The organism is Mesorhizobium sp. M0317 (genome assembly GCF_040321555.1).
Classification (GTDB): domain Bacteria; phylum Pseudomonadota; class Alphaproteobacteria; order Rhizobiales; family Rhizobiaceae; genus Mesorhizobium.
The window spans coordinates 1-11,992 of sequence record NZ_JAMYRV010000079.1 but is presented as its reverse complement, the minus strand read 5'-3'; the positions used below and the strand labels follow the sequence as shown (position 1 = coordinate 11,992).

Annotated in this window: 6 protein-coding genes and 5 pseudogenes; 5 read left to right on the top strand and 6 right to left on the bottom strand. The window is 59.6% G+C overall.

The features are described from left to right. The 3 genes from NKI88_RS31245 to NKI88_RS31235 form a co-directional block, all read left to right on the top strand. Positions 1–618, top strand: a 618-nt coding sequence (locus NKI88_RS31245) for an IS256 family transposase (RefSeq protein ID WP_031196673.1), incomplete at its 5' end; no start/stop codon positions are given. 150 nt (positions 619–768) lie between these two features. Next, the gene (gene hemN / locus NKI88_RS31240) at positions 769–2,184 is read left to right on the top strand and encodes an oxygen-independent coproporphyrinogen III oxidase (RefSeq protein WP_352659218.1); all 1,416 of its coding nucleotides are present in this window, start codon (positions 769–771) and stop codon (positions 2,182–2,184) included. A gap of 182 nt (positions 2,185–2,366) precedes the next feature. Continuing rightward, on the top strand, positions 2,367–2,573 hold the full coding sequence (locus NKI88_RS31235; RefSeq protein ID WP_352659220.1) for an isopentenyl transferase family protein: 207 nt from the start codon (positions 2,367–2,369) through the stop codon (positions 2,571–2,573). A 183-nt stretch (positions 2,574–2,756) separates the two neighbouring features. Here NKI88_RS31235 and NKI88_RS31230 read toward each other — a convergent pair. The 6 genes and pseudogenes from NKI88_RS31230 to NKI88_RS31205 form a co-directional block, all read right to left on the bottom strand. Then, positions 2,757–3,299, bottom strand: a pseudogene (locus tag NKI88_RS31230) (transposase); the annotation flags it as partial. 181 nt (positions 3,300–3,480) lie between these two features. Beyond that, positions 3,481–3,914: pseudogene (locus NKI88_RS31225) on the bottom strand (PfkB family carbohydrate kinase); the annotation flags it as partial. Positions 3,915–4,106: 192 nt separating this feature from the next. Beyond that, positions 4,107–4,298 (bottom strand): hypothetical protein, encoded by a 192-nt coding sequence (locus NKI88_RS31220; protein WP_023679698.1) that lies wholly within the window; start codon positions 4,296–4,298, stop codon positions 4,107–4,109. A 933-nt stretch (positions 4,299–5,231) separates the two neighbouring features. After that, the gene (locus NKI88_RS31215) at positions 5,232–7,766 is read right to left on the bottom strand and encodes a two-component system VirA-like sensor kinase (protein ID WP_352659216.1); all 2,535 of its coding nucleotides are present in this window, start codon (positions 7,764–7,766) and stop codon (positions 5,232–5,234) included. Between the two features lie 634 nt (positions 7,767–8,400). Continuing rightward, positions 8,401–8,777: pseudogene (locus tag NKI88_RS31210) on the bottom strand (type IV secretory system conjugative DNA transfer family protein); the annotation flags it as partial. Positions 8,778–9,125: 348 nt separating this feature from the next. After that, positions 9,126–9,475, bottom strand: a pseudogene (locus NKI88_RS31205) (DDE-type integrase/transposase/recombinase); the annotation flags it as partial. A gap of 342 nt (positions 9,476–9,817) precedes the next feature. Here NKI88_RS31205 and NKI88_RS31200 point away from each other — a divergent pair. Both NKI88_RS31200 and NKI88_RS31195 read left to right on the top strand, forming a co-directional pair. Next, the gene (locus tag NKI88_RS31200; RefSeq protein ID WP_352659214.1) at positions 9,818–10,471 is read left to right on the top strand and encodes an aldehyde dehydrogenase family protein; all 654 of its coding nucleotides are present in this window, start codon (positions 9,818–9,820) and stop codon (positions 10,469–10,471) included. Between the two features lie 283 nt (positions 10,472–10,754). Next, positions 10,755–11,992, top strand: a pseudogene (locus tag NKI88_RS31195) (hypothetical protein); the annotation flags it as partial.

The window sequence follows — 11,992 nt, the reverse complement described above, 5'->3', positions numbered from 1 at the left end:
CAGATCCTGGCCGTGGAGATGGCCAATCGCGAGAGCCGCTCGGCCTGGAAGGACTTCCTCGTCGGCTTGAAACGACGCGGTCTCAAGGGCGTCGAACTGGCCGTGTCCGACGACCATGCCGGCCTGGTCGCGGCGATCGGCGAGGTGATCCCGGAAGCAGCATGGCAGCGCTGCTACGTCCACTTCCTCAGGAACGCGCTCGATCACCTGCCCAGGAAGCACGGCGACGATTGTCTGCAGGAACTGCGCTGGCTCTACGACCGGCGCGATCTCGCCGAGGCCAAGGCCGATCTCGCCGCGTGGCTGTCCAAATGGTCCGCCCGCTACCCGCGGCTGACCACCTGGGCGGAAGAAGCCATAGAACAGACGCTGACTTTCTTCCGGCTGCCGCGTCAGCATCACAAGCACCTCAAGTCCACCAACATGCTTGAACGGCTCAACGAGGAAATCCGCCGGCGCACCTATGTCGTGCGCATCTTCCCGAACGCCGAAAGCTGCCTGCGCCTGGTCAGGGCGCTGGCCGTCGAAACCAACGAAAACTGGATGGAGGCCAACCGCTATATCAACATGGATGATCTGCGCGAGCACAAGAAGCTCGCTCTACGCCAAGCCGCATGACCAGTTTCATGATCGCCCATTTTGCAGAACTTGACGCACACAACCTAAAAAGATCTAGATTCGAGCCCAAACGGAACGGACTGACATAGCGCAGGGACCCAGGCGGGCGCGGTGAGTAGGGTTGGTTGTTATCAGTATGGGATTGTGCCTTTGCACACCACGAAATTTCGAGAGGCCCGGCTGCCTTGGTACACTATCTATCCGGCTGTGTCGGAGTTCTCCGGGGCGGTCGGCGCCGGGGCTTATGAGGCATGGCTCAGGAACCTGCCGGCTGAGGATCCGGTGTCACTCTATCTGCACGTTCCGTTCTGCCGATCAGCCTGCTGGTATTGCGGCTTCCCAACCACCATCACCCGCCATGATGCGCCCATCCTCAACTATCTGGCGGCGCTGCGTGACGAGATCCGTCTGGTTTGCGAGCGAGTGCCGAAGACGCTGCCCGTGAGCGACATACATTTCGGCGGCGGAACGCCGTCTCTCATCGGACCAGCCGAGTTCCTCGCTCTGATGGAGTTCCTTCGATGCCGCTTCGCCATCTCGAAAACAGCTACGGTCGCCATCGAGATCGATCCACGCACGCTCACGCCCGAGATGGCGGAAGGCTTGGGAGCGGCCGGCGTGAACCGCGCGAGCCTGGGCGTACAGAGCTTCGATCCCATTGTTCAAAAAGCGATCAACCGAATCCAGAGCGAGGCCCAGACGTCGGCTGCCGTGGAAATGCTGCGCCGGCATGGAGTAAACCGGATCAACTTCGACCTCATCTACGGCCTGCCGCGTCAAACGGTGGAGTCGTGCGTCGAGACGGCGAGGGCGGCGGTCGCCATGCGCCCCGACCGGCTTGCCTTGTTCGGCTACTCGCATATCCCATCCCAAATAAAGAACCAGCGCCTCATCGAGGCGGAGTTTCTTCCCCACAGCGCTGCCCGCGCTGAACAGCATGCGGCTGCCGCCGTGACGCTGGTTGCCGCCGGCTACCGAGAGATCGGGCTCGACCATTTCGCCTTGCCGCACGACGAGCTCGCGCTGGCACAGGAAACAGGTCGCCTGCGACGTAACTCGTTGGGCTACTCTGCCGATACCTGCAGAACCCTGATCGGTTTCGGCGCGTCGGCTATCGGCCGCATCGGCCAGGGGTACGTTCAAAACGAAGTTACACGGGATTTCTACATCCGGCACATCGCAGCTGGCCGACTGGCGACATCGAAGGGCCATCGCCTCACAGACGACGACCGCCTGCGAGCCGCAATCATCGAGCGATTAATGTGCGATTTCGAGGCTGACGTGCCGGCAATCTGTGTCGCCCACGGATCTGATTTGATCCGTCTTCGCGGTTCAGATGAGCGTTTGGCGATGCTGGCCAAGGACGGAATAGTGGACTTCGAAAACGGTTTTGTCCGCGTACGGCGGGAGCATCGCTTTGGGATTCGCGCTGTCGCTGCCGCATTCGATGCTTTTAGGGATGGCCTTCCGTATCCCGCAGGTGAGGGCAAGCACACAACACGGAAGCTAACACAGGGAGTATCTTTTGCCGGAGAAAACGAGCTGCCATCGTGCGGTGCCCGTTAGTAGTGAAGCGCCCTAAAATGTCGACATAGGCGTTGGTGAACTGGACCGAACCACGAGAACAGCCTATCCAGTTTGTTGTCGGCAGTTAGTTCGAAAAACAAGGGCTTCTAAGCGGTAAACACATGCTAATCCGTCTGATTTACGGGCCGACCTGCAGCGGCAAGACAGACGTTTCAATTTAAATTGCACGAGAGACCGGACGGTCGGTCATTGCGTTGGATCGTGTACAATGCTGTCCTCAAATCGCTACGCGCAGCGGGCGTGCCTCGGATCCCGAACTGCAATCTACCCAGCGGGTTTACTTGGATACGCCTCCTAACCGCGGGCACATCCACGCCGTGACTGCCCGTCGTAAGCTGATCATGCACGTGGATGAGCTTAGATCTTAGCCTGGGCTCACTCGAAGCCGGCTCGATCTCCCTTCTCAATTCACATGGCGCGAGTCAGCATCGGGCTGGCGCTTTCAGTGGCATGTAAGGCGGTTGCGGCTCGGCAACTCCGATGCCTTTGTAGAGAGAGCAAAGCGGGTTGTGTGCGTCAAGTTCTGCAAAATGGGGCGGCCATGATGCTGGTCATGCGGCTTGGCGCAGAGCGAGCTTCTTGTGCTCGCGCAGGTCGTCCATGTTGATGTAGCGGTTGGCCTCCATCCAGTTTTCATTGGTCTCGACGGCCAAGGCCCTGACCAGGCGCAGGCAGCTTTCGGTGTTGGGGAAGATGCGCACGACATAGGTGCGCCGGCGGATTTCCTCGTTGAGCCGCTCCAGCATGTTGGTGGATTTGAGATGCTTGTGGTGCTGTCTCGGCAGCCTGAAGAAGGTCAGGGTTTGTTCGATGGCATCCTCGGCCCAGCCTGTCAGGCGCGGATAGCGTGCCGACCATTTGGCAAGCCATGCGGCAAGATCAGCCCTGGCCTCTGCGAGATCGCGCCGGTCGTAGAGCCAGCGCAATTCCTGCAGGCAGTCGTCGCCGTGCTTCCTCGGCAGATGATCGAGCGCGTTCCTGAGGAAGTGCACGTAGCAGCGTTGCCAGGCGGCTTCGGGGATCACCTCGCCGGTCGCTGCCACCAGGCCGGCGTGATCGTCGGACACGACCAACCCGATGCCCTTGCTTTGACGGCAGCGCTGGCGGTCTTAACTTCAGTCTCGTCATGGTGGCGTTCCTTCGCGGCAATCGGTGACGTGAACAATCACCAGCCTGCCATGACCGCCCCCTCTCAGCGAATTTGCAGAACTCTCAGCACATTACCCCGACGTACTCACCCGGATAGTCCCGGCGATCCAGACGACCTGCTGCTGCCGTGCCGGAGCGGATCAGCTCGACGAACTCGTCGCGGTAGGGGTCGACGCAAAACGAATACGACAGCGTCATCGACACTTCGCGCCCAGCGGCATGCGCCAGCCGCGCGGTCTGCCGGATCGCTTGCTTGGCGCGCGGCGGGTCCCCCAGATAGCCCTCGAAATAAGTGACCTTGGTGCCCGAAGCCTTGTCCGGTTCGACATCGTCGGGCCGAGTTCGAAGCAGGCGCCGAGATAAGCGCTCGCCATCGGGCGTTACGAAGATCATCGAGCATGCCGTCGGTGGTTGTCCCACTAGCGGTTCGGTGTCGAAGGCGACGCCCTGGGCGTGGATGTCGTGGGCGTAGATCTCGCCGAGCGCGTCGTTCGACACCTGCCGAAGAAGGCGGCGCGCCCGCCGAAGCTGCCTACGCCGGCGGCGGTGTTGCCGGCGCTGCATTGCCGATGCAAAGAACGTCATAGTCCGGCGTCAATGTCTCCGCTTGGGAACCCGCCGGCCTTCTTACCACGCCGGCCGGGCGCGGGTCTGGCAAGTGGGCTTTCCTTTTGCCAATGCGTTCGTTCCCGGCCCTCACGGGGCGGCGAGTCCCTGCCACCTGAGGTTACATGGCGGCCGTGGAGATTACCTCAGCAGCGGCGCCCGATCGGAAACCTTAGCACCTCCGCGCTTTGGCGTGGCTGCTTGAACTCTTCGACGGCAACCGCCTCAATTAGCAGATCCAAGGCTTCGCGGCCCCTTTGACTCATCGGGTCATCCCCACAAAGGTAGTCATACGCTCGATCTAAATGCCCTCGGGCGGCGGAAAAATCGCTTGTCATATCATAGAACCCTCTCCATCCGCCCGCATTGCCGTTTACGAGGTGAAGGTGGTGCAATCGTCAATATATACAGACAAATTTGAATTAAGTCGGTGATGATCATAGAGGTCGAGTCCCCGACCTGATAGCGCCATCGAGCCCGCCGACGACCACTCGCTGGCGCTCACGGGCGCGGCGCTGAGTAGTGAAGCGCCGTAAAATGTCGACACAGGCGTTGGTGAACTGGACCGAACGACGAGAACAGCCTATCCAGTGTGTTGTCGGCAGTTAGTTCGAAAGTCCTGCTACACCCGATCCGATGCCTCTCAACGCCGAGGCCGCACCTCCGTGCCGAAGCCGGCCTCCCCAATGGTGGGTCGAGCCTTCGCTTACCCCGTGCTTGCCTCACAGATCCGCGACCGAGAACCCAGCCTCATGCTCCCGCCCTGCCGGGGCCTAGGTCCATCAAGCATGAAAGGAACACGTCGGAACCTGGGACATCGCTTGCCCGGCCGGGCGGCGATAGCCTTGTCGGGGCAGGCGAGGAGCCGTAGCCGAGTGATGAGCGCACAGGAGAAGTCTGGCGTGAATGGGGCGATGATTGTCAAGCTTTGCTTTTCGTCAACCATCTTGCATGACCGATTGGCGACCATCTCCTCGTCCCGACCCTATATTACCCGTCGCCTGTCGCCGCCAGCGCGCAGTGACTTGTCAAGGATGGAGGCCCGCAGACCCCATCGCGCGGCGACTTGTCCTTGACGGTCACGAGCACGGCGGCAGGTTTGCCGTGGTCGGGGAGCCCTTCCTTGGGCGGAAGCCGACGACAGTGTTCGAGGGGAACTCGCCATGAGCCGGGTGCGCAGAGATCGTCCGACGCTCTTGTATTTGCTGGATCCCAGCCGGCTCCGCCTCCGATTGCCTCGGTAGCTCGGTAGCCTGAGCGCGTCGGCGGCATCATGCCATTATCATCCTACGAATTGCATGCTCCATCGTCCTGGACGAGACCGGTTTGGCTAGCCAAAGGACGAAGGTCTGATTACCAGATGTGATCGGCATGGGGTCGCTTCCACCAACGACGATGATGGGCACCGTCATCAGGGTGGTAGGTACGGCTTCGGGCTGTCCTGGCCCGAGGAAAGTCGCTTTATCGAAAATTAGGAGGTCGGCTGCCTTCCCGCTCTCGATCCAGTCGCAAAGACTCTCGAAGGTCGCGAAGCCGACCGGCTTATAACCCAGCGCGGCGATCTTATCCATGTAGATCTCCAACGCTGCTGGATCGGGGTCAACGACTGCAATGATTTCTCCGTTGCCAAGTGATCCATCGCATGGGCCGAAAGCGCTATCAGCTCTGACCTGCTCCTCAGCGCAGGCCGGTAAGTAGAGATCGAAGCGTGTACCTCGGCCAACAGCCGAGGTGACGTCAAGGCATCCTGCGAGCGCGCTCACATGGCGGTCCACTGCAGCAAGACCCAGTCCGGTCCCGCCGACGCGAGAGCGCGTGGTAAAAAAGGGCTCAAAGATATGCGGAAGCACCGAACTTGCGATTCCTTGGCCATCGTCGCTGATGGAGAGGAGAACGTAATCTCCCGGTTTCAAGGTGCCCTTAGCCACGGGCTTCGTTTGACAGACGTGAGCGCGAGAAACGCTAATCTCGACACGGCCCTCATTCAAGAGAGCCTCCGACGCGTTCTTGCATAGATTCATAAGGATCTGCTGTATCTCGGTCGGGCTGCCCTCGATCACCGTTTGCCACTCGTTGATCTTGAAGTTCAACTGAACATCCGCACGAAGTGTAACCCGCAGCAATGGCGCGAGATCCATTACACTCTCCGAGACGTCGAAAGGCATCGTCACGCGCTTCCGATTTCGGCTTAGTGACAAAATTTGATCAATAATCAGTTTGGCTCGGTTGCTGGCCAAGATAATTTGGCCGATGTGGCCCCGAATTCTCGAGGGGTGACGCACAAGACCTTTAGCCATCTCTGCGTAGCCGACTATTGCTCCTAGAACATTATTGAATTCATGTGTAACGCCGCTTGCGATTGTGCCGACAGCCGTCAGCCTTTCCGCATGCTCCCATCGACTCTCAAAAAGGTTACGTTCCGTGTGTACACGTTGCATTTCAAGATGGTTGCCTAAACGCACAGTAGCGCTCGCCAGAACCAGAAGGTCGTCTGTGGAGGGTGGTGAGCGATCTCCTTCAAAAACAAGGATACAAACCGCAGCCTGCTGATCGGAGGCCCTGCAACCAACAATTTGACAAACACCGGTAGTGCCTACGGCAGTCCGAACCACTTCAGACGCCGGAACGACGCGAAACACTGGCTGTTCCGGGTGTACAAGTGAGACGACTTCATGGATTAGCGCGGCGTTCCAGACGCGCATGCGCTTGTTCGCGACAAAGTACTCGGTATTCCTGCTGATACTCGGATCCACCAGAGCAAGCGCGCATTGATCCGCATCGAAAACGCATTGAATGAGTCTAAGCGCTGCTTCGGTGGAGAAGCGCCGCGAAGCCTTCGTTGCTTGACTGTCGATGAAACAAGCTTCGATCTCACTCATCGCCGCTTCAAGCTCTAACCGCCTTTCCAACCGGTTCGTCCGCACATGCTGCGTGGAGGCTCGAATGGTCGCAAACAAGCAGAGGCATATGGACACCAAGCCAAAGAAAAGTCGTGTACGCTGCGCTTGCGCGCTGGCGAAGCTGTAGGCTTTCAGATGTTCTCGCTCCAATTCGGCAGCCTTGGCGAACGTGTCGAAGGATGGGATCCGATTGACAGCGCGGTCCAACCTCAACATTGAGGACAGGATAGCGCGGCCCTCGCGGGCAACATCCTCCGTGACTTGGTCCTGGCTAGGAGGAAGTCGGCGGAGAGACTGATCGATTTGTAATGCGAGGCTGAATCCCGGTCTGGCCGAAAATTGAAGGATCAGATTGGAAAATTCAGGCCTGTTCGACACTCCCCCCCGAAGGCGATTAGCCGAGCGAGCAAAGCGTACGAGAGAGCTTTGCAGAAGCTCATTTTGCGCGGCCGAGGCCGAGATGGCAGCTTCTGTGTTTTCGAGGGACTTTTTGAGCTGTGCAACCAACCTGGAGTGCACCCCGGAGCTCTCATTGGGCGAAATCTCAACAAGGCGTTGGTAGTTTTGAAGGTTCCTTTTTAATGCTTGCCCGGTAGAAGCAACGGAACGGAAGTCCAATACCATGTCGGCGCGGGCGACGTCTCGCTGGAGCAATGCGTAGTTGATCTGAATCGTCCGCAGTTCGCTTAGGACCGCCTCGTTGATCTGGGGGTCTTGCCACTGTATCGCGACCAAGAGCGCAACCGAGGCCACTAGGGCCATCACAGAAGCTTTGTCGGTACTGAGCCATTTTTCCCAAACGAACGGCGTTTGAGCCGCGGTGCGTGCCTTGCGAAGGTCCGATTTGAATTCTAGCTCCCCATCGCGTCGGTGTGCGGCCGGATGCTGCTGGAACAGGAAAGCCAAGTGTACCTCTCCCCCTCAAATAGGCGGTGTAGACACCGTTGCACTCTGCCCCCATGGCCCGCTGACCTTCCATTGAATCGCGGGCGTTTCGACCTCGACGGCGAGGCGCCAGCACAAGGCGGGCAACTGATCGCAGTTTTCGGAACTGGTCTTCCGAGAGATCATCGAAGGGGCATACAAGCGCACGCCTGCAGCAGCCGAGGATGATACCGGCCGGTCAAACGCAACTGGCGAGGGCCGGATCTGCTGTTGGCTGGCAGCTAACACTGGCGGGGCGGCGGCCTCGGCGTGCCTAGAGCCGGCTGCTGCGAAAGCGTCCGACACGCTTCCCTTGGGGTCATCCCGTCCAGCGGGCATCCTTGGATCGCTGAAAAAAGACGAGGCGGCTTGATGATCCTGCCCTCGCTGAAGCACCTCGCGAAACCCCTGTTCCAGTCGCAGAAGCTCCTCTGGACCGGTAGGCGGCTCGTCAGCTCGACCATCGAACAGCGGCCGGAGCGCCTCGGACACGTGCTGCTCAAAGCCCACTCGCCGGGCCTGGACCGCTTGCCCGTCTTCCAAGCCGGCGTCCTGCACCTGCGACAAAGCTGTTACACGGGATGGATTACTATTTCGCGGGTTCATACTAGCCTCATCAAACTGTATCGTCAAAGTCCTGCGCCAATTCACACAGCGGGTCACCGAGTTGAGATTCTGCGGAGAGCGCCTCCTCTGCTCCCGTCAAGGGCGCCGGCTCCGGGAGGGCGCCTGTCTGGCTTTCAAAGATGCGTTTCAGAATGCGATCCGAAAAATATCGCACCTTCCTCATTTTTAATGGTGGCAGACCTTGATGAGAACAATCTCGTACTCGTCATCGAGCAGCCGAACCTGTTCGGGACGCAACAGCGGTGCACCTTGATGTGAATTCTGAATGTTCCAGTCGAACGTTCGCGCCTGGCTGTAGGAAATCGATTGGGCTTGAAATGTGAATCCACCGATAGCTTTGGAAATGTAGTTCGGAGTCTCGTCATCTACCTCGATGTTCCTAGAAGCGCGCCGGCAGCCCGGGCGGGGGGCTTGGGGTTAGACTGCCAGCGCACGCCACTCATAAAGAGCGGCCTCTTTTCGCGGTTCGGACACCCATAGTCAACCCGGCAACGTCTGGATGCCCGCTGTGCAGCGGCGATGCCGGGCATATCGGCCGATCCTGTCTAGGATGGTGTGGCCACTCTCGTCGGCCGAGTTGATGCTCCAGCCACTATCGCCTTGCCGACCAGCACGAGTTCGCCGCGTCGGTTTGGCGATTTGACGACATAGGCTTGTTGGTCGGGCTTGTCACGTTGTCTGAAATTGGCCGGCCGAGGGCTGCTGCTGCTGAATTCATGCGGGCGTTCCAGTCACGGCCTTCGATTCGGCGATGGCTTGCAAGCGATGAACATGTATGGCGAGAGCAGAACGTTTGGGGCGGGGCGGGACGAAGAGGTTGCGGAGGGCTGACAAGGTCGAGACGAAGCGTTGCAGGCCTCCCGGCGATCGGACCCCTGCATCATCCGCTCCCGTTTTCGCGGCGGCACATGGGAATTCTCCGCTCTGTTGTTCAACCCCTTGTGCGACCGGTGCTCGACGTCCGGCATCATCTGTCGCTTTGCCGCTCCATACGAGCGAAGCTAGTCGGTGATCATGCGCTTCGGCGCGAGCCCCTGCTTCTTCCACAGCCGCGTCAGCAAGCGCAACCTCTCGCAGGGTGCGCTCTCAGAATTCGTTCCTGCGCAGCGGCGTTGTTATCTCGATACTGGATAAGCGTCGACGAACCTACGCGTCAGCGGACGCGAAATCCTCACCATCCTTCTGCATCGCGCTATTTGGCCTGCCGAAAACCCAATTTCGCCGGCACGCTGCCGCTGAATACGATGATCATCTCGCATTCTTGCTATGGAGGCTGTCGTCCTTCCTGGGCACGCGGCTGACGGCGACGAAAGCGGGTTTATTCATGCAACACCCCTTTTTGGCAGGCAAGCTGGAGGACTTCGGGATGTCGGGGCGAATATAGCGAAGACTCCCGCCGCTCGCCGATGCATTCTGGACGCAACCGCATCGAGCCGATGTGTGTTCGAGACGCTTCGCGGCTGCAGTCGCCGAACGATGGCGTGGTTATGCGACCTGTTCGGCACGCCTACCCCCGTCCAGTCAGGCGTTCACGAAGGTGTTTGTCGAGAATTCGTGGAGAAAGTCCGCCACTTATCGTTTGCGAGGGCTTTGCTCCGGAGTGGCGATCGGTGCTGATCGACAGGCAGGCTCTGGCCAAAATCGAATCCCATATCGCAGATGCCGTCGCGAAAGGCCGCAGAATTCGATGCGGGGGCAAACGCATCGCGCGAATGGCACGTCGAACTATCGGTCCTGTCTCCAGCGAGATGACCATCGCGCAAGAAAGAGACATTCGGGCGGTTGGCGCCTGTGATTGCTTCGACGATGCGGATAGGTCGTGCATGAGGCCAACGACACGATCTACGGCCTTGCCGCCCACATTTGTGCCTCAAACGGAAGCGTGTTTGGCGTGTGGCCGAGGCCTTGGAATATGGCATGGTGGTATGAACACGGGACGCATGTCGTCGGAAGCCGCGCATTTCGGCCGAGTGAAGCAGTCCGGCATCGGGCGGGAGGGTTCCCGCCATTGCCTCGAGGACTACCTCGAAATGAAATACCTCTGCACGGGCGGCATCTGAAGCATGGGCTTGCAGGGCTCGCAGACCGGTAAACCAGCGAGCCATCTCCAAATATGTGAATTGAGGATTGCTCCTCGACGGGAGCTGAGGGGCGGCTCCGCAAGCCTTACGACGCTCTTTGCGAGCCGTAGCTGCCGAGCTGGCAAAAGGCCGGGCTACGTCGCGCCAGCGCAATCGGCGCGCAGAAAATTAGGCCTACCCGCTCCGGGACCGCGGACCTCGTCAGCTTCTCGTAAGTATGCCCGAGTAGGTTGCTCAGCTGATCTGTGGACGTGAGGCTAGCGTGAACCGGCACAAATTTGACCTATCCAATGTAACAGGTTGGCGGCAGGTGCAGCCCCCGGCATCTCAAGAGCAAGCGGCACAGGCCGGGCAAGAGGGCTTTGAGCAGCGCTCGGGCGAGGCGCGCCAAGCCGCTGCCCAAATTCCCGCCCCCGGCGTTCCGGCTCTGCCAGACCCGTTCCATCCTCATCCGTCTCAGGGAGACCTGAACCTCATCGAAGGCGCGGCCCCATGGGAAGCGCAGCCCATGATGCAAGGGATCGGACAAGAACACGCCGCGGCGCCGTACGCCGGAGGCAGTGGGTCGATGCTGGGTGCCTCGGTGCTGCAGCCGGGTCACTCAACGGCGCGCCATCATCATGCGCCGGATTCGTCAGTGGTTGATCTGAATCCCCCCGCACGGGTCGAGTTGCGTGACCATGCTCGTTCTCTGCCGGCGGCGGTGCAGCCAGATCCTCCAGTAGTGGTCTCCGGTCGCGACAAGCGTCCTCTTTATTTCAACGATGCGACCGTTGTCGAAGGGCTGAGGTCAGCACTCTATGCCGGTAAGGTCGGGGAGCGCACGGTCACGGACCATGTAAATTCTCTTCTCGGCTTTGGTCGTTGGCTCTTTGATAATAACAAGCCGGGATTTGCTGCTCGGCTTGACGATCCGTTGCTGGATCAGGATCTCAAGGAGTACCAGCGCGAGAGTGGCTCCTCGAACGTGGCTAGAGCACTGGGTCGTCTCAAAGAGTCGGCGCGCGGAGCGCCAATGGTGGGCCGCGCTGCCCTGAATCCCGACCCTGTCGACGCCGAGCTCATCAGAGATTACAAAGCGGCTCTGGTCAAAAAGTACGAGGCAGCGCCTGCGACCGGGCCGAATCCCAAAACCATTCAGGACTATGCGGCTACTCTTAGACGTTTCAGTCAATACCTGCATGAAAACAACAGGCCGGGGATTGCGGCTCGGCTTTACGAGGGGTCGCTGGATGAAGATGCCAGGCGCTATTTGGACTCCAGTGGTAACCGGTGGATCAGTGCACTAGCTCATCTCCGGAAGTTCCCGCCGTACGCCGCACTCGGGCGCGAAATTGCCCTTGCTGCTCGTCCGGAAGACGCAGTCGACATGGAGGCTCGTGCCATTGGGGACGCCGCTGCGCAGCACAGCGGGCCGCAGGAGGAATACAGTTGGCCAGAGTATCTCCCCCCTGGGAAAGCTAATGAAGACGACGCTGTTCTGGCATCGTCTTTCGTGCC

What these genes read in the sequence shown, in the direction of transcription:
- NKI88_RS31220 (WP_023679698.1), bottom strand. Translation starts at nt 4,298, where the DNA reads ATGACAAGCGATTTTTCCGCCGCCCGAGGGCATTTAGATCGAGCGTAT.
- NKI88_RS31200 (WP_352659214.1), top strand. Translation starts at nt 9,818, where the DNA reads ATGCATTCTGGACGCAACCGCATCGAGCCGATGTGTGTTCGAGACGCT.